This is a genomic window from Vibrio sp. FE10 (assembly GCF_030297155.1).
Classification (GTDB): domain Bacteria; phylum Pseudomonadota; class Gammaproteobacteria; order Enterobacterales; family Vibrionaceae; genus Vibrio; species Vibrio apostichopi.
On record NZ_AP028068.1, the window covers coordinates 1130078 to 1155992 of the forward strand.

Consider the following 25915-nt stretch of genomic DNA (forward strand, 5'->3'; position numbering starts at 1 on the left):
AGTGATTAAAATTAATGAGGTTGATTCTCGTTGTTAGAATTTGTAGTTAAATTCAAATCCACGTGTTGCGTCTGAGTAGTCTTGTTCTGAATCCCATTCTTCATGGTATTGAACGTCTAAATCTGCGGTGATTTGGTACGTTAAGCGTATTTCGTTCGTGAATAGTGTGTCTTCACCGTTGTAAAAGTTATCTGTGTAAACCGTTGCACCGCCCAATGTGCTGCGCCATTCTGGGTTATACATAAAATCCAAGTTGTCTAAGATTTTCACTTTTGCGTACGCACCGATTTGGCCGTAAGTACCTGGTAGGGTGTAGCCTGTAACGTGGTCATCAATTGGGTAACCATTTTCTTCAAGAGGCAGTTCGCCGTTCATGATGGTTAAGCCAACACCCGCATAAGGTAAAACTTCAATGCGGTTGTATTGGTATTTCCAAGTGATGTTTGCTGATAGATCAAGCTGTTCTTTTTCTACGTCATATTCGGTATCAATGTAGCTACCGATGTTCGATGCCTTGTCAGTATTGAAGTAACGAGCTCGAACGCTATCAATTGAATCATCACGCTCGCTTGAGCCAGACCAACCTAGGTTGTCCCCTGCAATGCCTTTTACTTCAATAATACTTTTGGTTTGGTTTGCTTCAGTTTGGTCATCGAATTGAACTTTTACGCTTGCGCCGTAGTTGTCAAAGCCAATACCTGCGGAAACAGAAGAAGTGTCTGTATTGCTAGCTGCTAGAACGCTAGTTGAAGCCAGTGAAGCAATTAGGATAGCGGTTGTTGTGGTATTAAGTTTCATGATGTTTTTCTCTTTCAATTTAAAATTTGGCGTAGTGCCGTGTTGTTGAGAGAGAGTATATTCACCACCTTGTTTTCGATAAATATCTTGAATTACGCTTCATAATTGCACTGGTGCAAAAGTGGATTTGTAGAAGATTATTGCGTGAAAAAAAAGGGTTTGCATTTGCATGTATTGGGGGAGGATGGCGATAAATTTAGATTGAATACGATCAGCATGTGTTCAATTATTTTCAATAAAACAACATGTTACACGGACTAAAAAACTGAATGAAATGGTCGATATTGATAATCGGAATAGTAATGAAGAGATCGAAGCTTTCGATTTATCGTTTAAAGTAGAGTTATTGCATTAAGCTGGTGGGGATGAGCTTTCGATTTTAGAATAACAATAGTAACTTAGTACTGTGAGATATTGCCATTAATCCTGAAGCCCTGTTTTGTTAGATGTCGAGCGTAGCCAATCACGCCATGAGTAACACAATAACTAATGGCGAAGTGAATCGAGGTTAATTAGTGGATACCGGATGATTCTTACGTTTATGTCGTAGCACGAAGTACACGATGACATTTAAGACCGCCCAAATACATGCCATATCAAACATTCGTTCAACAAAAGGCTCTACATGGAAACCATTTGATTGTGTATAGAGGGTCACAGGGACTAATACTGCCGACATAAAACCTACTTCGAAGTTCGGAATATCTTTGTGTCGCAACTCTTTATGGAATGAAAAGTAGTGAACCACGCTAGTTAATACAAACAATAGTAAGGCAAAGAGCGCAATGTTGTTTGGATGACCAAGCAGTAAAAGGTGGAATAGTAGCGCCATTAAACAGCCTGTAATTTGTACTGGGATAATGGATTGAACGACCAATTTACCTTGCTTAATACTGCTTCGTAGCGCGGCATTGATTACGACGGAAAGACAAAAAATAGCACCACCGATATCCATGGTCAGAAATGTGACTAAAGCGCACGTTATCAGGACAACGATCAGCAGTTTATGCAGTTCTGAAATCGTAGGTTCCTTGGCTGTGCTTTTTGTTTTGGGAAGCTCGTTGTCAGACGGAAACAGTTTAAAGCAAAGCCACCCGAGCGGAATCATAAATGAGACCCCTTGTAGTAACTCTAGAATTGTATTTTCGACGACTAAGCCACTGGTTGTGTTGATAAAGGCATAACAATACAGAAAAACGGGTGACGTATAGGCCATGATTTTTGATGGGTATTTTATGCCAGTCATCAAGCACCAGAATAATGACGCACTTAACATGACTGCAAACATCTGGTTGTTGTAAAACATTTCCCCAACCAACATGCCTACCACCACAAAAGCTAAGATTCGCATTAAGAAAATGACTGACACTCTAAGGCTAAATTTGTGACCACTGATGATTGCTGGCCCTAAGAAAACACACAGCACGACTTGCTGCATGTTTAATAACTCTGCAATCACGATAGCGACGGTAAAAAATAGGCTAGCTCGTAGAACTGGGCGTATATTCATGGGGCAAGATCTAATAGATGTAGCGAAACAGGGAGACGAACTTCATCACGGTGACAGAGAACAAACTCCAAAATCCGGAACCTTCCGGTTTAATCATCGTGGTGGCTTTAGATCCTGATATGAGTTCAGTGGGTAAGTCTTCAACTTCAATTATTGTTCTTACTTGTTGGCTTTTTCTTATCCAACGTTCATCACGTTGCACAAATGCTTCTTTGCCTAGATCATTGTCGTTACGCTGGTTTACTTGCACTGCGGAGTCTTTGGATTTGATGGTTCCAGTAAATATCTCACCGGGTAGGGCATCAAATACGATCATGACGGTTGCACCTTCTAGTCGCCCTAGCGCTTTTTCATTGAAGTTTGCCACTAGGTTGGCATTGTGATCTAACGTGATAGCCACTTGAGGGTTGCGGTTATTAATAAACTCACCAACATTCAGTTGTAAGTTCGTGACCCAGCCTGAAACCGAAGCAAACGTAATCGCTTTTGAGATCTTTCTATCCGCTCTATTAACTAGAGCTTGAGCCAGCATTAATCCGCCATTCTCACCTTCTTCTGCCAACTGAATCGTTTTGGATTCAAGCTCCAGTTTGTCTTTTTTAAGTTCTTTTTCAGCGTCCAAATAAGCTAAATGCGCATCATCAAACATCTCTTGGCTGATGGTTCCTTTGGTAAGTAGTGCTTTGAAGCGTTGATAATGCGTTCGTGTGTTATCAACAATTTCTTGTTGCTGATCCACCTGCTGTGTTGCTTGTTTTATTTCGATTTTTAAGCGAGTCAGATGCTGTTGAATAATCACCATATTGGCGTAAGCGATATCTTTGTTTTCAACTAAATCATGCTCATCAATGGCAAAAATTGGGTCGCCTTGCTTGATGTAGTCGCCGTTTTTCACAAAGATCTCACTAACATTGCCTTCTGCTTCTGTTGTTACTGAGATGATGTCTTTTTTTAGATAGGCGTTAGTCGTGAATGGCGCGTTAATATCACTAAACACCATGCTTACACCTAACAATACGAGCGTGACGAGCACGCTCTTTCCTATCTTGTTGGTGATGTGCTGTAAGTTCATTTTGTTGTTCTCTGATGGATTGAGTTAAATGGAATTTTGTTCATAACTTATTGTTTTAAAATTATTGTTTTTGAGTGCTAATCGCTAACCTTCAAAAACCCAGTTTTGCCAACTTTGCATGCGTAGAATTACTTTACGTACGATAGAGAACATTTCCCATTTCGGTGAATACACAGCAACATGCGCGTCTGTGCCGGCAGGGATAGGTTGACCATCCAATAGCTCAGGTTGAACAAGCTCAACTTTCACTAATACGCGACCACCGACTCTTTGAAGAGGATCATTTAGATTACCCGATGGTGTGACGGCACCTTGTTTAAAGATGTCCAATACATCGACGACTTTTGCTCGGTAAGCATGACCGGGAATGGTTTTGAAAGTCACTTCTGCTTCGTAACCGGGTTTGATATAACGTGCTGGATTTTGTTTGAATGCCGCGACAATGGTTTTAGATTCATCATGCACAAAAGTTAGGTTTCCTTGGAAAGGGACGACACGGCTTTTCATGCCTGGGCGCAATGCTACCTGTGTGACATAGCCATCTGTCGGCGCAACCACCAACGTTTTATTGAGGTCGAACTGAGCTTTATCGAGCTCGGCAAGGTGAACCTTTTTCGCGGCCAATTGTTGTGCAATCTTCGAATCAGCTACGTTTAATTGAATATGGTTTTGTGCCTGAACGGCTTTGAGCTCTGCAATGGAGTCAGTAAATTTGTCTACTTTTGTTTGAGAAGCAAAATCACTTTTTGCCAGCTCGATAAAACGGCTCAATTCCTTTTCATTGAAGACAAGTTGAGCTTGTGTTTTCTTGATTGATTCGCGGATGTTTTGTTTTGATAGCAGCAGTTCATCAATGGCAGCTTTCGTCGCGGTCACTTCAGCTTTGGCTCTGTCTACACTTGCTTGGAATGGGGTCGGATCGATTTGATACAAAGGGGTACCTTTCTTCAAAGCGACATTGCCTTGCACAAAAACATCGGTGACTTCCCCCGAAACTTCTGAGGTGATTGGGGTGGTAACACTATATACGCCAGCGACTCTTGCTACTGGCTGATACATCGCCATGTATAAGAATATCCAACCGACTAAAAAAGCCCCGATCACAGTCGCGGTGGTAATTGTCCATTTGTTTTTAGGCAGCTTCAATACACGAAATACAATCACACACAGCGCTACGTAGCTCAAAATTATCAACGTTTCCATTATTGTTCCCCTTCACTTTTTTCTTGCAGCGCATCGATACGTTTTTCCAGCTCATCGAGCTTTGATTGTTCTGCATTCGTTGCTCTCAAAGGCTCACTCAACATGGCCCACACCCAAAGTAGTGGCCACATTACGTGTAAGAAAAAGAGGCTGACCCAGCCTGCTACGTGGATGGCATCTTGATGGGGGTGATTGCGTTTTACAGCAATTTCATAAGGAATATCGTGAATAACAATGAGTCCGTACACTAGGATCAGTAGTACGAGGATCAGAATACCCAAAGATAAGTAATCTAAAGTAAGGTTCATAATGTTCTCTCTATTACAGATGAAATCGACCATTAATTTCAGCAGAATCAGAGAGCATAAAAGTTAACCCTTACCCAATCGATAGGGTAAAGGTTAAATGACATTTAAGTATTACTTAATCCAGAATTCGGTTTGGCTTATTTAGAGAGGGAAGGGGCTTAATTAGAGAAGGAGTGGGCTTAAGTGAGGGATTGAGTGGCGGAAATTAATGCATCACGAAACCACTTATGTCCGTTGTCATTACGCTGAGAATGATGCCAAGTCATATAAATGGGCACTGGCTCAGTTGAAAATGGCAACTCAACAATTCGATATTTATCGTTTTTTGATACTTTCTCTGCAATGGAGCTCGCTGTCACACACAGCCAGTCTGTCTGGCTAGCCAATACCAATCCAGTGAGTGCGGAACTTGTTCTGTAAGCGATTTTACGTACAGGTAGCGGTACGTTACTGACTGAATCAAGGGTGTAGTTATTCATTCTTTGTGTTTGCCAAATGATATGTTCTTCGGCAAAAAACTGCTCCATGGTCATACTGTCTTGAATTCGAGAGTGACTCGCATTCAGAACCACCACAAGGCGTTGTTCAAACAGTTTCTCGTTGTAGTAACCATGCTCCTCTAAGGGAACCGTCGACAAAATAACATCGACTTTTCGTTGTCTTAAGTCGGCTTGTCGTGATTGCTCATCAAGGTGCTCAATGTCAGCTTCAATATTGGTGTTGGGCGCATGCTCGGTTCGATACTTGGTTAATGTGGGAACGACCAGTATATCGATGTCTTTGTGGCTGGATATTCGGAAGGTACGGCGACTATTCTGGGCATCAAAATGTTGGCGTGACTTAGAGCCATTTAAGAGTAAATTCAAAGGCTCTTGCACTTCCGCGTGTAACTCAATGGCAAAGTTTGTTGGCGCAATACCGCGTCCTTCTCGTATGAATAAAGGGTCGTTATATTGCTCCCTCAATCGATTAAGGGATTGGCTTACTGCAGGGGCTGAAATCCCTAATGCTTCCGCTGCAACGTTCACACTACGAGCTTTCATTACCGCATCTAGAGTTTTGAGAAGGTTGAGATCCATTAAATAAACCATTTAAGCTAACGTTAACAATAATTAGATTATGGTTGAATCTAAGCTTAATACTAGTCATCGATGCCGTGCTTATCGATTTCCTGACAAGAAATTAACTGTAGTGCTGAGCTGCTTGTTTGTTGTTGCTTTTTCATCGATGCCGTCCACACCTAAGCCGATGTGAACGTTCTCGATGATGAGTAAATCCGTGATCAGTCTTTATTGGTGCTAACACTATATTGCTGGTTGTGGTGCTGAGTCGGTATTGTGATTTTGCGTTAGCTTCTGAGTCTCAGCGGTTTCTTCTTCATCTGCAGGCACAAAATGCTTATCTGTTAGCGTCACGGTCATTGCTTCATGCTTCACTGTTATGGTCGACGCTTCTGATTGGGCTTCGTTTGTGGTCACAGGTTCAGCGAATGCCATTAGTGAGGTTGTAAATACGATTGTTGCTAGTGCGATTTGAGCGAGTGTTTTCATTTGGCAGTATCCTATTGGGTAAGTGGAGATTACAAATAGCTGATACGTGCACTATAGAAACTATGTGGAAGTGGTTCTTATCATTTTACGCCACCGTAAAAGTTATACAATGGCGTGATGTATTTATCATGGGTATGGATTAAAGGTCAGTTTACTCACTTTTGTTTGGCCAATACTCACCTTGGTAGCGTCGGTCAAGCTACTGCCACATTACCAACACAGCTGCGATAGAAAGTAAGATCAGCGCAAGAATGTCTTTGCGAGCAATGCTTTGCCCCAACCAGAAGTAAGAGATTAATACCATAAAGACTACTTCGATTTGCCCTAACGTCTTTACGTACGGTACGGCTTGAAGTGACATCGCGCTAAACCAGCCAAGAGAACCAATCACACTTGCTAGGCTTGTCATTACCACCAGTTTCGACTTGGTAAATATCTGGCGCAATGTGTCGCGTTCTCTGAAAAAGAGATACGTACAGATGATCACTGTCTGAAGGGAAATGACGAGGAACAGCACCCATGCAGCGCTATGAGGGAAGGGTAGGCCGATGCTCAAGCTGGCTTCTCGAACCCAAAGAGACGTTAAAGCAAAGGCGGTGCTGCAAGCCATGCCTAAGAGAAAAACTTTGGGAGAAAGGCTTCGCCAGCCGGAAGAGCTGCTCATGATCAACACGCCCAAGGTACCAATAAGTACACCAACCCAACCCGTAATAGTCAGAGCGGTGCCAAAAAACAGCACGGACAATACCGCTGAAACTGGGGCTTCACATTTGGCGAGTCCGGCACCTATCGCATAGTTCTCTAGCTTAAACAGCATCACCATCAAGCCTGTCGCGAGGATCTGCATAATCGCAGCGGCAACAATGTAGAAAACGAACTCACCGGAAAAATTAGGCGCGGAGACTGGTTGCCATTGGTACAGCGAATAGAGATAAATAAGCGCGATTGGCCCTGCCCAAATAAAGCGAGCTAACGTCACGCCAGCCACACTCATTGTGCCCGCTAGTTTACTTTGAAATGCATTGCGCCAAGATTGGCTGAAGGCTGCGAGAAGAGTAAAGGCTATCCAACTAAAAGACATGACGCTTCCATGTGTAATGTAATTTGATGATTATCTTAACAAAAAATTACATGATAAGAAGCTACATGGTCTATTTATAGCCAGAGGTTCACTTTTACTCTCTATTCGGTATTAGAGGGTTCTTGAAAAGATCGACGCTTGCTTCAAAATATTGACTGTTTTTTGTTTTTGAAATAGAACAACGCGCTAATCAAAACGAACAATAAGGTGAAGTAATAGAAGAACGAAGATATCGATGCTAGGAAGGCGAGGTTCTGTTCTATCTCTTGCTCGGTGTAATTATTAGAGACCAACTTGTAGTAGTAAGCATACAAAATACCGATCAAGCCATACCCAAGGTTAAACATCAGGCCTTTGAAGCTGAGAACGGTCGCTCGGTTGTGTGATTCCGTCTTTTTGTTCAGGTGGTAGCTAATGAATATGTTCATCGTCATGATGATAAAGATCAGCACCAACGCGGGAATTACGCCATAAATGGACCAACCTAAACTGATCCAATAGTAGGTCGCCATGCTCGCTAACCCCATGACCACAATGAAGGTTTTAGGCTCGATGCTTTCTGCCAATCTACGGCTTTGTCCCGCCAATATGATTTTGAGCAAACTGATTCCTGCGCCAATAAAACCGAAGTAGATAATAGGAATATCGATGGCGAGATAATATTGGCTGTTCATGGTTAAGAACATGCGTGAAGTGTGTTCGAACAGGCTGTAGTAAAGCAAAATGAAAAGCACGTAAGGCGTAGCAAGTACCCACTTACCTGTGTCAGCTGTTAATTTAAGGCTGGCGATGGTGGTTGCTAATTTGGTTTGGTCGCTTGGCATCACCTTTTTCTCTTCGCGCATGTTAACCGCAGCATAAATGGCGATCATCGCAACAAACAGGGTTGCGAAAACAGGAATTCGCATGAGGTCTTTGGTGCTTTCTGGCTCTGCTAATCCGATAGCATGAAAGATGTTCGCCATAAAATTCACGTCGTACATCGCAGCACCAATCAAGGTGACAAAGATACCCACACTAGAGGCGACACGAAGCTGTATTTGTAACACTCGTGGCCATAACTCTTCATTGCCTTGTTCTTTCAAGGTGTCGTAAGCCAATGCCTCGTCGGCTCCACTGGCCAACGCCATCGCTAAGCCACTTAATATCCGGTTAACCAGAAAAACAATGAAGACAAGATTGGCGTCTCCAGTCGGCACTAGCGCGATCATCGCGATCTCAATGAACATCACAATCGAAGACAACACCACCAGTTTTTTGCGCCCCAAGGTATCTGCGAACGCTCCTGATGGTACTTCTGCAAGCACAATGGTCGCCGCCCAAACCACATTAAGCATGGCAAACTGAGAAAGGGTTAATCCGTAATCTAAATAGAGTAGGGTGAAAATAGGGTAATAAAAACGCGCAAAGTAACTGCTTCTGAACATCAAGAAGTAGCGGACATTGGGAATTTTCAGAATTTCTTTGAGCGTCATGATAATTTCAGTACTTTAAATAACACATTATTATGTATAAACCTTTTTGCCTTATAAATCATGGGATTGTTGCAATAATCCTAAATTATCTGATTTAGAGAATCTTCGGGCTTTCTATTCCTCATCGGTTACAGATTTACTCCTCTTCAAATCATTATCCCATCCATTTATTTTGTTGTGATCGTTCCAGCTTGTAAGACGGATTTTGGTTCAAGATCGAACTTCTACAACGTCGCTCTCGTATTTACATCTTATTGTATGATTTAATTATTGGTAATAACGATACGCAATGAATCCAATGTAGTTGAGGAAGCGAGCATGATCTTAGAGTCATTCAGTCTGGAAGGGAAAGTAGCGATAGTGACGGGCTGTAACACGGGGCTTGGGCAAGGTATTGCATTAGGCCTAGCGGAAGCCGGTTGTAAAGTTGTTGGTGTTAACCGTACAGAGCCTGAAGAGACGATTGAGAAAATGAATGCAGCAGGCCATACGTTCATAAACTTCAGTGCTGACCTTCTCGATCAAGCGTGCATTCCTGAGATTATAGAACACACTTTGGCTGAGTTTGGCCAAGTCGACATCCTCGTGAACAATGCAGGAATTATTCGTCGCCAAGATGCTATTGAGTTCTCAGAGCAAGATTGGGATGACGTAATGAACGTGAACACCAAGACCGTGTTCTTTATGTCTCAGGCGGTTGCAAAGCAGTTTAAGGCTCAAGGCACTGGCGGAAAGATCATAAACATTGCATCGATGCTCTCATTCCAAGGCGGCATTCGAGTTCCATCCTATACGGCTTCAAAAAGTGCTGTGATGGGAGTGACACGCGCGATGGCGAACGAATGGGCGCGCGACAACATCAACGTGAACGCGATAGCACCCGGTTATATGGAAACGAACAATACTCAAGCTCTGCGTGAAGATGCCGTGCGCAATCAAGCGATCCTTGAACGCATTCCGGCTGAACGTTGGGGCAAACCGCAAGACATCGCAGGTCCTTGTGTGTTCTTAGCATCATCAGCATCAGACTACATTAACGGCTACACCATCGCTGTTGACGGTGGTTGGTTAGCACGCTAATTGGTTTCTATTCTAAATATTGAGTTTGCAGCAATCTTGCAGGAGAAGATAAATGAAAATCGCTTTAATGATGGAAAACAGTCAGGCAGGTAAAAATGCCATGGTTGCAGCTGAGCTAGAGTCAGTGGCTGGTGGCATTGGTCACGATGTTTTCAACTTAGGTATGACAGACGAGAACGATCACCACTTAACGTATATCCATCTAGGTATCATGGCGAGCATTCTGATCAACGCAAAGGCTGTGGACTTTGTTGTGACAGGTTGCGGTACAGGCCAAGGGGCTTTGATGTCATTGAACCTGCATCCGGGTGTGGTTTGTGGTTACTGCCTAGAACCATCAGATGCTTTCTTGTTTAACCAAATCAACAACGGCAATGCTATCGCTCTTGCTTTTGCTAAAGGCTTTGGCTGGGCTGGTGAACTGAACATCCGTTATATATTCGAAAAGGCTTTCACAGGTGAGCGTGGCCAAGGTTATCCACTGGAGCGCGCAGAACCACAACAGCGTAATGCAGCCATTTTGAACGAAGTGAAAGCGGCGGTGGTAAAAGATAACTTTATTGATTCGCTAAAAGCAATCGACCAAGACCTCGTGAAAACAGCGGTTGGCAGCGAGCGTTTCCAACAATGCTTCTTTGATAACTGTCAAAACCAAGAAGTTGCTGATTATGTTCGTTCGCTTTTAGGTTAACTCTAGCAAGAGCTTACTTAGCTGCTAGATGAAGATAGAAGATAAAAAAGAGGAGCCCTGAGGCTCCTCTTTCGTTTTGCTCTGTGAGCCTGATAATTATTTTTGGCGTGAACAGGTCATAAATTGCTCGCTTTAGATGATCAATTCACACGCTTGAAGTTAGGCAACAAGGTTTCTGACTGCTGCGCGACAAATGCTTTACTTGGTGAGTATGCTCGGAAGTAAACAAACCAGTTTTCGTCTTCTCGTGTTTGCACCCAGTTAGCTTCATTCACACCTGCTGGTTTAGTTGGCGAGAAGTGGAAGGTGTAATTGCCTTGTGCGTCTTTGACCGTTCCTTCGATGTTTGAACCTACATCGGCACGCTTAATGTCATTGTCGATAATGGCGCGGTTTTCAACGTTGTAGACAGTAATCGTCCAAAATAAATCGGCGAAATTCACATCTCCATCCAGCGTCAAAGTATAGTGATTGCTGCCATTGAGGCCATTACCATTATCGTCCCGGTAGTTGTCTAGGTAGATTTGACCCCAGCCACCATTCTCAAAACCGTGCATTGCTATGTCGTTGGTTACAGCTTCGTAAAACCAAGCCGCACGCCCGTCGAGATCTATACCATAGTAACGATCTTGGTTCGGTGTGGAAGCCGTCGCGACTTCCCAAAAGTTGCCTTCTTTGCCGTAAGCTGCGTGTGGCAAGCGTTCTGTTTTGTTGAAGTCGATGTTCTTAACCATCGCTTCACCCATGACAACGGCTTGCTCTAAGATCTCACTCTGCTGAGCCGATGGGGCAAATGTTTTGCCTTTTTCAATACCCAGTGGGCGTAGCATGTCGTGCATCATGCGATCGCGCTCTGCTACTGGTTCAGCTTGAATGGCTTCATTCAACGTATTCCAAAATGCCATGCCTCTTGGGTGCTTGGCATCTTCACCACGCTCAGGGAAGTTTACGCCGTTATCACTCAGTGGCTTACCGTTGAGGTCTGTAATTTTGAGAGCCTCTAAGTCTTTCATACGTTGTTGGTCTGATTCAGCCATTAAACGAACGCCGAAGAAAACATAGTTGGTATTAGACTCAAAAACTTTAGCGCCTTTTGGCAGATTACTCGGTGTTTCTGCTCCTTTGGCTTTTACCACGTAGATGCCCGGTTCGGTCATCTGAGAAATACCGATTTGCCACATGGTGTGCACTGCACCGCGCAGTTCATCTGTAGGAATTTCTATAACGACGGGCTCTTTCTCGACGTTAAACCAAGTAATCGCGTAAGGCGTAGAGGTGTTGTAAGTTAAGCCTCCTAGCTTAGATTCATGGGACTCAACATAAGTAATTTGACCGTCCTCTGCACCCATGTCGGCATAAGCTTGTTTCCATGCGTAGTTTGAAACCAAAGGCACCGACCAAATGTAAGCTTGTGACGCACGTTGATAGTCCATCAGTTCAAACAGTTTTGCTGAGCTTTCTTGCGTTGGAATACCATGAAGAAAGTCGGTTTCGAAAGTAAAGTCACCTGCACGTGTTTGGAGAGTTTCTGTTGGGTTATCGTTTCCAGCAATCGCTGTTGCTGAAAACAAAGCCGTTACAGAAACGAGTATAGCTGTTGATCGCAGTGGGCAAGTGAAAGTACCGGCTATCGCTTTAGATAAAATGTTCATGTTGTGTCCTCAAAAATTCGAAACTTTTTTTATTCGAAACTTGGTTTTTAATTTGAAACTGTTCTTAGAAATTGAAACCGTTCGTTAGAAATACTCAGTTAAAACGGCTTTGCCAAAACTGATTTGTTAGAACTGATTTGTTAAAACTGATAATTAAATTCGATGCGGTGATCACCATCTTCGATACTGGTGTTTTCTGTCCAGTTTGCGAAATAACGAACGTTGGCTCTTGGATTGATTTGATAGCTCGCTGCAAATTCATGTGCGAGTACAGAATCACTGCCCTCAAAGCCATAATCTTTGAACGTTGAAGACCCTGACATTGTGCCTAGATACATAGGGTTATAGTTCAGCCAAATCTTGTCAGTCAGTTGCATTTTTGCGTACATACCTGCGACGTAGAAAGTACCGTGCATGTTATATCGGTCACTAAGCTGATCGGCATCGAGATCGCCTCCAGTGCCTTCAACCAACTCCTCACCAGCGGCGATACCGACACCCGCGAGCGGGTAGAAGTTAAACATGCCCATTTGTGGTAATGCTTGAATAAAGCTGTAAGACGCACTGCCTTGGTTACTATCGAAATCCCAAGACATATCAACTTGCGAACCTCGGCCATTAGTTAGATCTACACCGAAGTTTCTAAAGCGGAAGGAATCAATACTGTCGTCTGCACCTCGACCGTTCCAACCAATCGCCTCACCAGCGATACCTTTGACTTCGAAAACATTCATACCCATGGTTGTTTCGCTGCCAGTGTCGTAGGTCTGTCCGACTTTAAGGTTTAAGCCTTTGTCGGTGTAGCCGAAGCCACCTTGTGTATAAACGGCTAACGGGTCTGACATGTCTTGAATTTCGGCCTCTTCCGCGAGAACGTTACTTGCTAAAAAGAGAGGGGTTAGAGTTAGGATGGAACGTCGTAATAACATAGTTGCCTCATAGAGTTATCTCACTACATCCATGTCTTCGTGAAGGTGGTATAACTATACAAAGTGGACTTTGTTAAGTTAATTCATATAAACTTAACCATTCGTTAAGCAGTGCTTTATGGTGTCTCATGAAACTGAACAATGTCGATCTGAACTTATTGAAAGTGTTTGTGGTGGTGTATCAAGAGAAGAGCTTGCGAAAAGCGGCTGAGAAGTTGTTTGTCTCGACACCTGCAGTTAGCCAAAGCATCAAGAAGCTTAAGGAGTCCTTAGGTGAAGAATTGTTTGTGCTGTCTCATCAGCAGTTTTTGCCAACACCTTATTCAGACGACCTGTATCGACGCGTTTTCCCGCTATTAGATGGATTGGTTACAGCGATAGAAGAAGGAAAGCAGTTTGAACCTGCGGATCTCAGTGAAGATTTTAAGATAGAGGCGAATCCTCATGTCCTGCCTTGGTTGACTCCCGCTCTGTTTCATCAGCTATCAGTAGAAAGTCCACTTTCAAGATTGATAAGCCATACGAGTTCCCAAAACTCTTTAGAAAGGCTTAAGAGTGACGAGATTGATTTTGTCATTCATTTTGAAGCGGAGAGTTTGCCTGCCGAGATCATTGCCGTACCTCTGGTGACCTTAAAGTTTGTATTGGCAGTAAGAGAAGATCATCCTTTCAAGGAATCCATCGCGACGATTGATGATTTGTTGTCGTTCCCATTTGCTCACGTCGACCTTGCTTATTTCGACCAAAACAAACATTCACGATTGGAAGAGGAAGTCTTAAGCCAAGGCAAATCGATTAACATGGCGCTTCGAACGACTTCTATCGTTGGGTTAATTGAAACGATCAAGTACTCCAATATTATCGCGCCTTGCATGCCTCCGGTGATCGAACAACACAAAGGTGTATTACGCTCAATCGTGATTGAAGGACTGGAAGAGGGAACCGAGGAGATGGAGGTGTTCGCTTATCTTCATAAGAAAAACCAGCACTCGGCCAAATACAAATGGTTGCTGGATTTGATTGAAACGGCGATGGCAGAGGCCAATCACCAGTAAGGGTCATGCTTGTTTGCTCCTACTTTTCAGAACCGCATATAACGACTCTTCAGAACTACATATAACTACTCTTTGAATACCTCTCCGATACACGATTCCAACCAGCGCATTTTCGGTTGATTGCGATGTTTGCGCCCTATAGTCATGCCAATATCGCCATTTGGCATGTTGGGCATATGAGGAAACTGCACAAAGGAAAATTCATCTGAAAGCGAATTGGCCAGTAGTTTTGAGCATGGGAATAAAACGTCGCTCTGCTTCACTATAGACAATAAGCTGTGTAAGTAAGTCGAACGTATTTTGACCTCAGTCTTGATGCCGACATCGGCTAATACGTTCGGTGCTAACGCAATATTGTCGTTCCAATCACTGACGACCAAGCTCGCTAATTGCAAAGGTTCTTGCTGGTCACTTTTCAATAATGTGTTGGCAAGCGGGTGGCCTGTGCGGCAAACCAATACAAAATCATCACTTGCGATACGTTTTTGGTAAACCTGTTTAGATAGTTCTAGTGGGTAATAATTAACCCCTAAATCAACCTCGCCAGAGGTGAGTAAATCTAACGTATGGCTTCCCCAATCTACAATGTTCACTTTTACCTGTGGTGCCTGTGCTAACAATATCTGAGTTAGCTTTGCTGAGATGCTGTTGGCAATAAATCCGTTAATCGCGATGTTCACTGTGCCATCAAACTGAGCAACGTCAAATTCAGACTCTGGTTCAAGTACTTGTTCTAACTGCAACAATACCGGCAATAAAGTCTGTTTGATCTCAAGCAATTTGGCGGTCGGTTCTAGGCCATGTTGGGATCGTATGAACAGTTCATCGTCAAAGTAATCGCGTAGCTTTTGTAGTGAGCGACTGATTGAGGGTTGGCTGGTAAACAGCAGTTCTGAAGCCTTGCGGGTATTGTTCACCTCAATCAACACCTTCAATACTTTAAGTAAATTGAGGTCTAGTCGTTTAAACCGGTTACTCATCATTGCGGGACTCCATCATCGAATGGTTTAGATATACCTGTATTGTATATCTTGATTTCATTTGATCAATTGGAGCATATCAGGCTGCATCTACATACTGATCTCATCGAAACAAACATGAGAAACCATTATGAAGAAAACGACGTTAGTGACGTTCTTGGCGTTAACCGCATTCGGCGCAACGGCTGCAGACAATAGCAGTCCAGAGGTTTATGACCATGCGGCTATCGGTGGTGTTAATTGGGACAACTACCCTGAAGCGGAGTCTGACTGGAATTTCCTTGGCCTGCAAAACAAAGTAGGTGTAAACCATTGGCTGCACGCTGACCCAGTATCTAAAGACGCACAAACGGTGATTCGCTCTAATCGCGATGTCGTTTACTCAACCATGGTTGTAGATGTATCAGAAGGTGCAACATTCCATGTGCCGGACGAGGACAATGATTACTTCCAGATTATTCATATCATGGACGAAAACCACCTTGTTCATAAAGTGGTTCGCCGCGGTGAAACGCTTAACCTGACTGCAGATGATTTAACGACGGGTACTTATGTTCATGTACTAGCAAGAACGCGTATCGCTGAATCAATTGAAGATACCAAGCGTCGTCAGAGTTTACTTTCTATCAAAGCGAAGTCTAACAAGCCATATCAAGGCAAAGGCTACAACCCAAGTGACGTTGAAAACTACCGATTGAAACTGATCAATAACGTGATGAAACATGGCGCGCCTATTGAAGGATTAAAAGGATTTGGTGCGACTTTGGATGAAGTAGAAGATCACCACTTCAAATACGTGACGGCATTTGGTTATGCCGGACTACCAGCAGACACTGCACAGTATCTAGAGCGTGTTCCGGGACAAGGTAAAACGACCTGCCAAGAATGGACGATTCCAACACCAAACTTGGACTTTGAAGGTCGCGGCGGTTATTACTCTCTGACCACTTATGGCGCTGACGGTTGGATTGATTCTGAGCATTTCTATGCGTCGGGTGAGTCCATGCGTGATAACGGTGATGGCACGGTGTCAGTGACATTCAACTGTGGCTCAGGTGAAGCTTATGATTTTGAAGTCTCTGAAGGCTGGGCGGGAGTGTTGCGTTTATACGAGCCAGTCGATGTGAATGAAACTTTGGAATACATGGAGACGCTGCGTCAGATCGAGATTAAAGAGCTTTAGATTGCCCTCTATTTAGATTATTATTTCTAGTCTGATTTGATTCAAATTAAAACGCCCTCAAGACTGGTTTCTTGAGGGCGTTTTTTGCTAGAACGTTCATGAAACGGCAGACTGAATATTGGCTTTCATCAGAATGACTGCTCTTTACGAAGTACCTGATTCTTAATCACTTTAGCGGCCACTTCGATGATTTGAGATTCTTGCTCAGACGCTTTAGAGGATAGGTTGTAAAACATAATGCAATCTTGCTGAATCATATTTGGCGCTTCTTGGAGCTCGATTTCACGTACCTCACCACTTTTTATGTATTGGGCTAGGTTCTCCCGAGGACATACAACCCATCCGTCTTGCTTTAACTTTTCGATGAGCAGGCTTTGTGATGTGACCACTTCAAATTCACTACTGATCTTGGTGTGTCTAAGCTCGTTTGCAATGTCATTCTCAGTGATCAATTGACGAAAGGTTGCTAGCTCGGCAATCGAAATCGATCGGTTTGGAATGCTAGAGTGAACGGAAGTGAACAGGCTCAACTGGAAAGATCCGAGGTTGATATTACCGATACCCGCGCTCGGGTGTAAGTTGCCCATCCCAGGCATAATGGCAAACAGGGCATCTCCATCTTCTATCTGCTGTAAGCAGTGGTTTCTATCTCGTTGCAGCCAGTTGATAAGCATGTGAGGGTGAAGAGACTTGATCTCAGACTCAATGCTAAGCAAAAGCTGACAAGGGATCGAGCTATCGTGATAAACAGTAATGTTGCTGAGCTCGCCTTTATAGGCTGATAAGGCTATGTTCTCGAATTCTAGTGACTGTCTCGCCAGTAACCGTGCTCTTGGGTATAGACGATGAGCAATGTCCGTTGCAACTGCCTTTTTTCCTTCGATAGAAAACAGCTCCATTCCCATCAAATCTTCCAATGCATTGATTCTCTCTCGCACCGTTGAACGAGCCTTATTCAATCTTTTGCTCGCAGCACTGTAGCTTTGAAGCTCATAGACACTGGTGAAGCATGCCACCTGTTCATTCGAAATCATCATTTGATCACCTTTGTACTGTTTGGACGTACATTTTGGATTTATATGTTTGAACTTAGCAAAGTACGCTACATCCGTACACACAAGATTGTTAACGGAGATTTCAGATGAGAAAGTCGATTATTTCATTGGTCACTGCAGGCTTATTTTCGACAACCGCGATGGCGGATATCAAGCCTATGTCGACAGTGCCAGCAAAAGCGAATGAGCAAGTCACACTGGAAAACTGGACGCATGCGTCATTTAATAAATGGGCTTTCCAGAACATGGGAATCCATCCAACGGTTATGGTGTCTAGAGATGGTGCAATCAACGAGATCCCACAAGCATTGAATGCGGAAGTCGCTCAGCACAAATTTACTTATTCCGGAGAAGAGCTGACTTTTCGTGATGCGATGATTAATGATCACACTGATGGCTACATTATTATTCAAGACGGAAAGATATTGCATGAAGAATACTTTGGTGACTTCACAGCAAGAGATCACCACCTGTGGGCTTCAAGTACCAAATCTTTGGTTGGTCAGGCTTTAGGTTTGTTGGTTGAGCAAGGTAAGGTTGATGTTGAGAAAAAGGTCAGCACATACATCGAAGAGCTTAAAGGAACACACTTTGGTGAGCAGACTTTACGAACTTTACTGAACATGACCTCTGCGATTGATTACAGCGAAGACTATGTAAACATGGCTCCGGGTGATGTGCATTTCGAATACTTCCGCCGATTAGGGTTTATTCCAGCGTATGACTTGCTGGCATTGGACCCAACAAAGACAGATAAGCCTCGTGATTTGCTGAGCTTCTCTGCGATGTTTGAACAGAATGAAAATTTGAAGGTGAACGAAAAGTTTGAGTACCACAGCCCGAACGTTGATGTTATCGGGTGGGTTGTCGCTCGCGTTTCCGGTCAAACACTTGATCAATTTATTGCTGACAACATCTGGAACAAACTCGGCACAGAGCATGATGCCTTCTTCATGACGGACATGAACTACAACCCAGTCGCAACTGGTGGTTTCAATACGACGCTTCGAGATTTTGCACGTGTTGGGTTAGCGATGGTCAACAATGGCGAATATAACGGTCAACAAGTCTTCTCTGAAAAGTGGGTCAAAGACAGCTTCAATATTACGCCAGAAGAAAATCGACACATGATGAACAGTGTCTACAAAGATACTGAGGCTAAAGTCTTTGATTCGCACTTAGAGGGCTACAAAAACCTCCTTTGGGTACACGACTCAGACAAAAATATTGCGACGTATCGAGGGGTGTTTGGTCAGTTCTTGTATATCAACCAAGACAAGAATGTCGTGATTGCTACGTTCTCTTCAGCAGAAAGTGCTTCGAATGCTGCACGTGAAGAATCAAAAGCGAGAGTGGAAGCTTTTGAGTCATTGGCTAAGTCGCTATAGACATAGGTTGCTGAATATAAAAATCCCCTCAAGATAACCTCTTGAGGGGATTTTTGATCAACCATTGATGTGCTTGTCAGCCATCACAATTAGCGACCAACTATTCACTTTCAGCTTCTTTAGAGGCATTAGGCGTCGTTTCTGTCTTCAACCAGTTATCGAGTACGTGTTGCAGCGCATCCAATGAGGTTGGTTTCTCTAGGCGGCCATCCATCAGTTTGCTGATCATGTCTAGCTCACGTTGTCCAGATTCACCAGATAAAGCAATGATCGGTGTGTTGGGCGATCGCGCCTTGATGATCTGGCTTGCGTCAAAACCGTTCATGACTGGCATTTGCACGTCCATCAAAATCAAATCGACTTGGTGCGTTCTAAACAGCTCAACGGCATTCTCACCGTTCTTTGCTTGTAGGCTGTTAACACCGAGTCGGCTCAAGTACATCTGAACAAGGGTACGTTGTACTTCTTTGTCATCAACGATCAGCACGGTGGGTGCGAGATGATTTGATGCTGGTGGGTTTGCTGTTTGCGTCTTTTCTGGCTCAGTTTCAGGTGCAGGTTCGTTATCAGCACTTGGCGTTTGCTTCTCTGGCTGTACTTCAGCTTCGGCTTTATCTTCAGTTGGTTGGTTGTGTTTCCAATCGTTGAAATAAGGCGTACGCAGAGCATCTGCTTTCGGCGCATTCGGCACTACAGGGAAGTACAGATGGAATTCAGTAAACTCACCAAGCTTAGATTTACATTCAACTCGACCACCAAATGAACGCATTACGCGTTGGCAATAACCTAAACCTAAACCACTACCACCGCTCTTTTGGTAAGAGAAGAAGTCATCGAAGATCTTGTGAGCAATGGCTTCATCAATGCCTGGTCCTGTATCTCGGAAAACGAGCACATTCTCGTAAGAACCAGCTTTGGTACTGATCTCGATTTGGCTATCTGGATAGGAATCAAAGTAGTAGATCGCGTTACGGATCAGGTTGAAAATAACGAAGTTGAATAAGGTCTCATTCAGTTTTGCCACGAAATCAGCGTGTTGTGGTAGACGAATTCGCTCAATGATCTTCTCGTTCTCAAAGCCATAGTGGCTGACGGCTTGATCCACGGCCTTGTGAATCGAGGTCATGGTGATTGGCCCGTGCTCAGGCGAGCTGTCACTGACTTCTCGCAAGATGATATCAATCAGCTGTCGACCGCGTTGAATCGCAGCTTGGCCGTTCTCAATATCAAGTAGGATCTGCTTCGCTGGTGCTTGATTATCAATATGCTGCTTCAAAATTTCAAAGTGCAATTGTACTTGAGCTAGCGGGTTACGCATTTCATGGGCAATTGAGTTAGCCAATGCACGGCTTTGACGTATGCGTCTATCTGCTTCAATCGTACTTTGTACACGCGTTAACAAGGTTTGCAGCGCAGAGATCTCTTCGTTAGAGAACATCTGATCGTTGCTCTTGTGCGATGACACCAACAAGTGCGTAACGGACTTGCCCTGACCAAACAAAGGCATCACCAAGGCGGTATTATTCGAACTCATCTTTTCATACAGCGCCTTGATCGAGCTTTTCGCAGGCGCGGTGTAATCTAACTCTTCAGACAGTTCGTCAAACACCAAAACAGACTTGTTCGTCGAAAGATAATCTTCGTAGAAGGTCTCGTTGTAGTTGCTGTTAACGAGGCGCAGCTTGTCTTCTGGGATTTGCAGTAGGCTACCCAAACGACGCATAGCATCATCAATTGACAGCTTGAAATCTTCTTCCAACGCAAGGATTTGTTGGACGGGTGTTTTCTTGTTTCCGTATACAAAGAACGAGGCGTAGCGGCTCACACGTTTATAGAGTACGTGCCAAGTAATGCCTATCAGCGCACAGATGGGGATTGCGATTAGCCATTGATTATCTTCAGTCAGCGGGATAAAAATCGCACCGAAAGGTATCACCAAAATAGCACAGACCAACAGTGCATTGAGGCTCATGTACGCAAGGTATTTCACGCTGTAGAAACGAGAAGTCAGCAGGGCATATCCAACAAACAACATCTCACTAATCGATAAGGCGGGTGGTAGCCAAGTGAGTGAGAAATCGCGCAAGAAGAAGGTCATGCCAAGGTGAATCGTTGCCGTCGACAGCATGAACACCAAGATACCCGCAATCATGTAACTGGTTTTGGTGAGTGTTAGCTTGCTGCTGTTGGCACGCATCGCGACGAGATTGACGAGAGTCAGAACTACAAAGCTAATCATGCCAATGAAGAAGTACGATGTGTGCGGCCCGAACTCAATGATGAACTGGCTTGGGCCTACAATGATAACGTCTTCAACGGTTAACCCCGGGCTTAAATTAATAAAGAAGGAGTAGACAGTTAGGGTAACGAAAATCGCTTGTTGCCACACATGCACCTTACCATTGCGTTGCTCTGCGGCGAGCTGACACGAGAAGTAATAAGCAAAGGCAAACGCAAAGAAAGAGGCGAGGTTGGCAAATTTCGCAGCCAACACAGCCGTTGATGCCCCAAGTTCTGGCAGTAAGTCGGTATGGAAGTAAGCATTACTGCTGATCCACGCAACAATACAGACAGAATAGGCGATGTACGCGACATGGTGTGTGCCCGCGATCGCTTCATTTTTGAGTTTAAGGCGATAGCAATAGTAGAGTAACCACATCACGACGATGGCCACCGTTGCCAGCAGTGTTATTGCTTTGGCGTAGACGATTGCCTCTAGGCCGAAATCAAACATGTTCATCCTTTTTTACGGAGCTTGCTGTATTTACTGAGTTCGCTTGTTCTTCTGAACTTAGCTTTCTGATCGCGCGCACTGCGTGTTTGTAGCGGCGAAAATCGGTGTCGTTGAATACCTTGACCATCAATTCAAAATTCCAGAACCCACGATAAATGGTGGTGCCATCATCATTAAGCTCGCAATATCCAGAATGGAAATACGCTTTGGGGTCAATGGCTTGATAAAACTGAAGCATGAAAGGTTGCTCGATAATAGTGAAGCCGATCTTATACCCAACTTGATGTAATACGCTCATCAGCTCTTTTTGAGCAAGATAAAGGAAGTAGAGTTTTTGTTGGGTGTTACCGCTGACTGTTAAGCGCAACACTTCACAAATGGCTTGTTTATCAGACAATTGTAACTGGAATTGATTATCGAATTCTGGGAGAGAGTAACATTTTGACAGTGCTGACGGTGTGAAAAGTTGCAGCCCAACGAGTTCATCGTAACCATGCTTAGGTAAACAGTATTGCCATTGCTCATTACTGAACGGCGGCGCATAGCTTAACCATGTTTCATTCTTTGACCAACCTTGAATCAACGCTGAAGAAACTAGAGTCGGGAAGGCTTCATCAATTGGATGCTTGAGTAGAATGAAGTGCTTACCGGTTTGTGAAAGGTGCAGTAAAGGCAACATTTCAAACCATTTCTCACCCTTGATGAAAACCTCAAGATTGCTCAATGCGATGGCATCACCGATTGGCATTCCTTGTGGATGGCTGGGTGTTTGGACTACAAGCGGATCATCTTCAATCTGTTCAATGATTGCACCATAGTAAGCGCTGTCTTTGATAGGCAGATCGATACAAGGGAGCGAGCTAACATCCAACGGAGATTTTGCTTTAATGGCGGCAATCTCGCACTCGCACCAAAAGTCCAACCAATGCATGTAACACTGGCCTGCAGCTGTCTCTAACAATGCCATCTCTGTCGATAGAGAACTTGGATAGCGTTGAATGAGATCACGATAGTCCATCAATTCAAATAAAACGGAGAGGCTTTTGTTTTGGTGTTCTGGGAAGAACGATTCCAATAGTCGTCTACGATAGTCTGTGACGGTTTGAAAAAGAGCGGTACGTTCTTGTGGCTGATAAGCGTTGATCATGAGCTCGATCAGCGCTTGTTGTTTCTTTTCGATAGACAGACTGCTAGCCAACAGTGAGTCTAAAGACGACGTTAATTTCATGGTGTGAACCTAGCCTAGGTTTATATAATTATTTTTATTTGATTTGCACCAGTCAATTCGACACGGATTTATAGTAAGTATTTGATATAAAGTTACTTTGGTGAACAATCATAACTCTAATTGTGTCTATTGTTTTTAAAAACAAGTTGCATAATCGAGCGCAAGTTTACTACTTGTGCTTACCCTTAACAATATGGGTTAGTCATGTACGAATTAATTAATGAATCCCTAAATTAGAGCCCTCTCAATCACTTATATGCTTTGCTCATGAATTGAGTTCTATTTATTCAATCCGAGCATAATCCTTTAGGTTTATAAAATAACCTAAAATATCTATTTTCTGAACCAAGCTCATAAATCATACGCAACTGCATTCACCTTGCTAACTGTAAGGAATATAACGGCGACCCAAAATATATAATTAACTAATGAGTGTTGTATGTCTCATACCCGTTTATTTCCACGTCATCGTTTGGCGCTCGCTTGCATGCTTGCCTGTGTGTCCAGTTTCTCTTTTGCTCAAAATCAGTGCGAGGTGCTTGATCTTCAACAGGCGTCCGATCTTGCACTCGCTGTCTCTTCGGCAGACAACCGTTGCTACAGTTCTTGGTTCTCTGCATCGGATAATTCACTAGACAGTATCTATAGCGAAGCAAGCCTAAGTCGTATTCAAGTGGCGCTGAACTTAGAGATAGCCCGTTATCGAGGTGAGGCTGAACAAGCACGTAAACTTGAAAACCTTGGTGAGTTTGTTCGCGCGGCTTATTACGTTCGCTATAACGCGCAAGCGCAGGATTTCTCTGAGGCGTTAAGCCAACGATTTGCTCAATCTACCAATGCTTTTCTAGCGACCCCTAATGCGCTGGACCAAGGGCGAGAGCAAGTTGGGGCAATGAAAAGCCTGACGCTGATGGTCGATAACGTAAAGCAACTACAACTGACCATGGATGCGCAACTTGCGGCATTGAATCACTTTAACCGTGAAACAGCGCAGGATTCCCAATGGGTTGACGGGCTAAATAATCTGTTTCGAGCAATGGCAGGACACGCAGCCCGAGATGACTTCTACGATTACATAGCCAGTCATACTCAACATATCGATACGCTGGCGGCGTTCGCTCGTGATAACTTGTGGGCTTTAGATACTGATGCGAGCTTTCTTGTTTATAACGCCGTGCGCGAAACAGGTCGTTTGCTGGCAAGCCCAGACAAAGCCACCAAAAACAAAGCTCTGCAAGTCATGCAACAGGTGATGGTGCAAAATCCACTGGGCAGCGAACACGATAAGCTTTGGTTAGCGGCTGTCGAGATGATGAGTTATTTCGCACCAGAGGGCCTAAATGGGCTAGACCTAGAGCAAGCAAAGCGTGACTTAGCTACGCGTGTACTTCCCAATCGTCATGAGTGCCAAGGGCCTGCGATTATTCGCTCACAAGATTTAACGCAAGCACAAGCGATGGAAGCTTGTAATGTGTTGGCTGTCAAAGAGGCCGATTTCCACCAAGTCGCGAACACGGGTCAACAACCTGTCGCCGACGATAACAACAACCGAGTGGAAGTGGCGGTGTTTGGCAGCAAAGGCAGTTATATCGATTACTCGTCGTTCCTGTTTGGTAATACCACAGACAACGGCGGTCAGTACTTAGAGGGTAACCCTGCAGAGGTGGCGAACGTGGCGCGTTTCGTTGCTTACCGTTACGCCAATGGCGATGACCTCTCTATTCTTAATCTTGAACATGAATACACTCATTACCTCGATGCGCGCTTCAACCAATATGGCTCCTTTAGCGACAACTTGGCACACGGTTATGTGGTGTGGTGGTTAGAAGGTTTTGCCGAATTCATGCATTACAAGCAAGGCTACGATGCTGCGGTAAGCTTGATTAACAGCGGGAAGATGAGCCTGTCGGATGTGCTTGCAACCACTTACTCTCATGATTCTAACCGTATCTATCGATGGGGCTATTTGGCGGTGCGCTTTATGATGGAAGAACATCCTCAAGAGGTGCAGAGCTTATTGGCACTGTCTCGTACTGGCCAGTTTTCCGAATGGGCGCAACAGGTGAAAGTGCTTGGGCAGCAATACAATGGTGAGTTTGAGCGTTGGCTAGACACCGTTTCAAGTGAACCAACAGAGCCTACTGATCCCACAGAACCGACTGACCCTACAAATCCAACAGACCAAGCCATAGTGCTTGCAGCAAACCAAAGTGTGGTGTTGAACGGCGAGGCGTACAGCGAGCAATTGTTCTACGTCGAAGTACCAGAGAACACCACGCATTTTGAGGTTTCGATTGAAGGTCATGCTTCAGGTCAAAGCCAAGGTGATGCTGATCTTTATATGAGCTACAACAAACAAGCACATTATTACGACTTTGAATTCAGCCAATACAACAATGGCAGCAATGAGATGGTGACGTTTGAGCCAGAGGCATCGGGCTACATCAAGCCGGGTCGCTATTACATGAGTATTGCAGGGCGCACCGATTTTAATGACGTGACACTGTTGGCATCGCTAGAGACAGAAACACCAACGCCGCCATCACAAGAACAAGATGACTTAACGCCAATCGTATTGGAATCCGGTCAGGCTCAAGTATTGACTGTGCACCAACGACGTTATGCGGCGGTTTATGTTCCACAGGGCGTGCAAGAGGTGCGAGTGTGGCTGAATGATAGGAATACTGATCAACCAAATCGAGGCAACGTTGATCTGTTCGCAAGCCACTCATATTGGCCAACAGCAGGACAACATGACTACGCATCGGATTATCGAGGCAGCAATGAATACCTACAGATTCCTGTAACAGAAGAAGGCTATTTACACTTCTTACTGAGTGCAGAACAGCAAGGGGATGATGTCGAGATGTTGGTGTTCTTTCACTAGTAAAACAGGCAGTCATTAAAAAGCGCGAACGAAAACGCCACCCAATCTAAATGGCC

The 25915-nt window shown here is 44.1% G+C and carries 21 protein-coding genes and 1 pseudogene; 7 read left to right on the forward strand and 15 right to left on the reverse strand.

Annotated elements, in window-relative coordinates:
• Nucleotides 1–33: 33 nt before the first annotated feature.
• From QUF19_RS22045 to QUF19_RS22085, 9 genes are all read right to left on the reverse strand, one after another.
• Nucleotides 34–798 carry a hypothetical protein gene (locus tag QUF19_RS22045; protein ID WP_286299074.1) on the reverse strand — a complete coding sequence of 255 codons (765 nt, stop codon included), beginning with the start codon at nucleotides 796–798 and terminating at the stop codon, nucleotides 34–36.
• A gap of 508 nt (nucleotides 799–1306) precedes the next feature.
• Nucleotides 1307–2308 (reverse strand): hypothetical protein, encoded by a 1002-nt coding sequence (locus QUF19_RS22050; protein WP_239847382.1) that lies wholly within the window; start codon nucleotides 2306–2308, stop codon nucleotides 1307–1309.
• A gap of 10 nt (nucleotides 2309–2318) precedes the next feature.
• Complete coding sequence (locus tag QUF19_RS22055) at nucleotides 2319–3380, reverse strand: HlyD family secretion protein (protein ID WP_286299077.1); 1062 nt, start codon at nucleotides 3378–3380, stop codon at nucleotides 2319–2321.
• Nucleotides 3381–3464: 84 nt separating this feature from the next.
• A complete protein-coding gene (locus QUF19_RS22060; protein ID WP_286299079.1) occupies nucleotides 3465–4583 on the reverse strand; it encodes an HlyD family secretion protein in 1119 nt (372 codons plus the stop codon).
• Nucleotides 4583–4891 (reverse strand): DUF3302 domain-containing protein, encoded by a 309-nt coding sequence (locus QUF19_RS22065; RefSeq protein ID WP_286299081.1) that lies wholly within the window; start codon nucleotides 4889–4891, stop codon nucleotides 4583–4585. The genes QUF19_RS22060 and QUF19_RS22065 overlap by 1 nt, the downstream gene beginning before the upstream one ends.
• Before the next feature lie 179 nt (nucleotides 4892–5070).
• A complete protein-coding gene (locus tag QUF19_RS22070) occupies nucleotides 5071–5970 on the reverse strand; it encodes a LysR family transcriptional regulator (RefSeq protein WP_286299083.1) in 900 nt (299 codons plus the stop codon).
• Between the two features lie 225 nt (nucleotides 5971–6195).
• Complete coding sequence (locus QUF19_RS22075; protein ID WP_286299085.1) at nucleotides 6196–6441, reverse strand: hypothetical protein; 246 nt, start codon at nucleotides 6439–6441, stop codon at nucleotides 6196–6198.
• A gap of 199 nt (nucleotides 6442–6640) precedes the next feature.
• Nucleotides 6641–7522, reverse strand: coding sequence for a DMT family transporter (locus QUF19_RS22080; protein WP_286299088.1), 882 nt, complete (start codon nucleotides 7520–7522; stop codon nucleotides 6641–6643).
• Nucleotides 7523–7665: 143 nt separating this feature from the next.
• Nucleotides 7666–8997 carry an MFS transporter gene (locus tag QUF19_RS22085; RefSeq protein WP_286299090.1) on the reverse strand — a complete coding sequence of 444 codons (1332 nt, stop codon included), beginning with the start codon at nucleotides 8995–8997 and terminating at the stop codon, nucleotides 7666–7668.
• Between the two features lie 318 nt (nucleotides 8998–9315).
• Between QUF19_RS22085 and kduD the strand changes: the two genes are divergently transcribed.
• On the forward strand, nucleotides 9316–10077 hold the full coding sequence (gene kduD / locus QUF19_RS22090) for a 2-dehydro-3-deoxy-D-gluconate 5-dehydrogenase KduD (RefSeq protein ID WP_286299093.1): 762 nt from the start codon (nucleotides 9316–9318) through the stop codon (nucleotides 10075–10077).
• Between the two features lie 52 nt (nucleotides 10078–10129).
• A complete protein-coding gene (locus QUF19_RS22095; RefSeq protein WP_286299095.1) occupies nucleotides 10130–10768 on the forward strand; it encodes an RpiB/LacA/LacB family sugar-phosphate isomerase in 639 nt (212 codons plus the stop codon).
• A gap of 140 nt (nucleotides 10769–10908) precedes the next feature.
• On the opposite strand, the gene QUF19_RS22100 is transcribed toward QUF19_RS22095, so the two are convergent.
• On the reverse strand, nucleotides 10909–12420 hold the full coding sequence (locus QUF19_RS22100; RefSeq protein ID WP_286299097.1) for a DUF1214 domain-containing protein: 1512 nt from the start codon (nucleotides 12418–12420) through the stop codon (nucleotides 10909–10911).
• A gap of 140 nt (nucleotides 12421–12560) precedes the next feature.
• The gene (locus tag QUF19_RS22105) at nucleotides 12561–13349 is read right to left on the reverse strand and encodes a hypothetical protein (RefSeq protein WP_286299099.1); all 789 of its coding nucleotides are present in this window, start codon (nucleotides 13347–13349) and stop codon (nucleotides 12561–12563) included.
• A 128-nt stretch (nucleotides 13350–13477) separates the two neighbouring features.
• Here QUF19_RS22105 and QUF19_RS22110 point away from each other — a divergent pair, with 128 nt between their 5' ends.
• Nucleotides 13478–14404 carry a LysR family transcriptional regulator gene (locus QUF19_RS22110; RefSeq protein ID WP_286299101.1) on the forward strand — a complete coding sequence of 309 codons (927 nt, stop codon included), beginning with the start codon at nucleotides 13478–13480 and terminating at the stop codon, nucleotides 14402–14404.
• Between the two features lie 65 nt (nucleotides 14405–14469).
• Here the strand turns inward: QUF19_RS22110 and QUF19_RS22115 are convergent, their stop codons facing one another.
• Entirely contained in the window at nucleotides 14470–15387 is a 918-nt protein-coding gene (locus QUF19_RS22115) for a LysR family transcriptional regulator (RefSeq protein WP_286299103.1), read from the reverse strand.
• 127 nt (nucleotides 15388–15514) lie between these two features.
• Between QUF19_RS22115 and QUF19_RS22120 the strand changes: the two are divergent.
• Together QUF19_RS22120 and QUF19_RS22125 are read left to right on the forward strand one after the other, a co-directional pair.
• Nucleotides 15515–15811, forward strand: a pseudogene (locus QUF19_RS22120) (DUF1254 domain-containing protein); the annotation flags it as partial.
• Between the two features lie 480 nt (nucleotides 15812–16291).
• Nucleotides 16292–16567, forward strand: a complete 276-nt coding sequence (locus tag QUF19_RS22125; protein WP_243653156.1) for a hypothetical protein — start codon at nucleotides 16292–16294, stop codon at nucleotides 16565–16567.
• A gap of 128 nt (nucleotides 16568–16695) precedes the next feature.
• On the opposite strand, the gene QUF19_RS22130 is transcribed toward QUF19_RS22125, so the two are convergent.
• Nucleotides 16696–17604, reverse strand: coding sequence for a LysR family transcriptional regulator (locus tag QUF19_RS22130; protein WP_286299106.1), 909 nt, complete (start codon nucleotides 17602–17604; stop codon nucleotides 16696–16698).
• A gap of 104 nt (nucleotides 17605–17708) precedes the next feature.
• Here QUF19_RS22130 and QUF19_RS22135 point away from each other — a divergent pair, with 104 nt between their 5' ends.
• A complete protein-coding gene (locus QUF19_RS22135; RefSeq protein WP_286299110.1) occupies nucleotides 17709–19010 on the forward strand; it encodes a serine hydrolase domain-containing protein in 1302 nt (433 codons plus the stop codon).
• 100 nt (nucleotides 19011–19110) lie between these two features.
• Here QUF19_RS22135 and luxN read toward each other — a convergent pair whose 3' ends face one another.
• Both luxN and QUF19_RS22145 read right to left on the reverse strand, forming a co-directional pair.
• Nucleotides 19111–21744, reverse strand: a complete 2634-nt coding sequence (luxN, locus tag QUF19_RS22140) for a quorum-sensing autoinducer 1 sensor kinase/phosphatase LuxN (protein WP_286299113.1) — start codon at nucleotides 21742–21744, stop codon at nucleotides 19111–19113.
• Complete coding sequence (locus QUF19_RS22145; protein WP_286299117.1) at nucleotides 21737–22972, reverse strand: acyl-homoserine-lactone synthase; 1236 nt, start codon at nucleotides 22970–22972, stop codon at nucleotides 21737–21739. Before QUF19_RS22145 ends, luxN begins: the two co-directional genes overlap by 8 nt.
• Before the next feature lie 439 nt (nucleotides 22973–23411).
• Between QUF19_RS22145 and QUF19_RS22150 the strand changes: the two genes are divergently transcribed.
• Nucleotides 23412–25859 carry a M9 family metallopeptidase gene (locus tag QUF19_RS22150; RefSeq protein WP_286299120.1) on the forward strand — a complete coding sequence of 816 codons (2448 nt, stop codon included), beginning with the start codon at nucleotides 23412–23414 and terminating at the stop codon, nucleotides 25857–25859.
• Nucleotides 25860–25915: the final 56 nt, after the last annotated feature.

What these genes read in the sequence shown, in the direction of transcription:
- QUF19_RS22045 (WP_286299074.1), bottom strand. Translation starts at nt 798, where the DNA reads ATGAAACTTAATACCACAACAACCGCTATCCTAATTGCTTCACTGGCT.
- QUF19_RS22050 (WP_239847382.1), bottom strand. Translation starts at nt 2,308, where the DNA reads ATGAATATACGCCCAGTTCTACGAGCTAGCCTATTTTTTACCGTCGCT.
- QUF19_RS22055 (WP_286299077.1), bottom strand. Translation starts at nt 3,380, where the DNA reads ATGAACTTACAGCACATCACCAACAAGATAGGAAAGAGCGTGCTCGTC.
- QUF19_RS22060 (WP_286299079.1), bottom strand. Translation starts at nt 4,583, where the DNA reads ATGGAAACGTTGATAATTTTGAGCTACGTAGCGCTGTGTGTGATTGTA.
- QUF19_RS22065 (WP_286299081.1), bottom strand. Translation starts at nt 4,891, where the DNA reads ATGAACCTTACTTTAGATTACTTATCTTTGGGTATTCTGATCCTCGTA.
- QUF19_RS22070 (WP_286299083.1), bottom strand. Translation starts at nt 5,970, where the DNA reads ATGGATCTCAACCTTCTCAAAACTCTAGATGCGGTAATGAAAGCTCGT.
- QUF19_RS22075 (WP_286299085.1), bottom strand. Translation starts at nt 6,441, where the DNA reads ATGAAAACACTCGCTCAAATCGCACTAGCAACAATCGTATTTACAACC.
- QUF19_RS22080 (WP_286299088.1), bottom strand. Translation starts at nt 7,522, where the DNA reads ATGTCTTTTAGTTGGATAGCCTTTACTCTTCTCGCAGCCTTCAGCCAA.
- QUF19_RS22085 (WP_286299090.1), bottom strand. Translation starts at nt 8,997, where the DNA reads ATGACGCTCAAAGAAATTCTGAAAATTCCCAATGTCCGCTACTTCTTG.
- kduD (WP_286299093.1), top strand. Translation starts at nt 9,316, where the DNA reads ATGATCTTAGAGTCATTCAGTCTGGAAGGGAAAGTAGCGATAGTGACG.
- QUF19_RS22095 (WP_286299095.1), top strand. Translation starts at nt 10,130, where the DNA reads ATGAAAATCGCTTTAATGATGGAAAACAGTCAGGCAGGTAAAAATGCC.
- QUF19_RS22100 (WP_286299097.1), bottom strand. Translation starts at nt 12,420, where the DNA reads ATGAACATTTTATCTAAAGCGATAGCCGGTACTTTCACTTGCCCACTG.
- QUF19_RS22105 (WP_286299099.1), bottom strand. Translation starts at nt 13,349, where the DNA reads ATGTTATTACGACGTTCCATCCTAACTCTAACCCCTCTCTTTTTAGCA.
- QUF19_RS22110 (WP_286299101.1), top strand. Translation starts at nt 13,478, where the DNA reads ATGAAACTGAACAATGTCGATCTGAACTTATTGAAAGTGTTTGTGGTG.
- QUF19_RS22115 (WP_286299103.1), bottom strand. Translation starts at nt 15,387, where the DNA reads ATGATGAGTAACCGGTTTAAACGACTAGACCTCAATTTACTTAAAGTA.
- QUF19_RS22130 (WP_286299106.1), bottom strand. Translation starts at nt 17,604, where the DNA reads ATGATGATTTCGAATGAACAGGTGGCATGCTTCACCAGTGTCTATGAG.
- QUF19_RS22135 (WP_286299110.1), top strand. Translation starts at nt 17,709, where the DNA reads ATGAGAAAGTCGATTATTTCATTGGTCACTGCAGGCTTATTTTCGACA.
- luxN (WP_286299113.1), bottom strand. Translation starts at nt 21,744, where the DNA reads ATGTTTGATTTCGGCCTAGAGGCAATCGTCTACGCCAAAGCAATAACA.
- QUF19_RS22145 (WP_286299117.1), bottom strand. Translation starts at nt 22,972, where the DNA reads ATGAAATTAACGTCGTCTTTAGACTCACTGTTGGCTAGCAGTCTGTCT.
- QUF19_RS22150 (WP_286299120.1), top strand. Translation starts at nt 23,412, where the DNA reads ATGTCTCATACCCGTTTATTTCCACGTCATCGTTTGGCGCTCGCTTGC.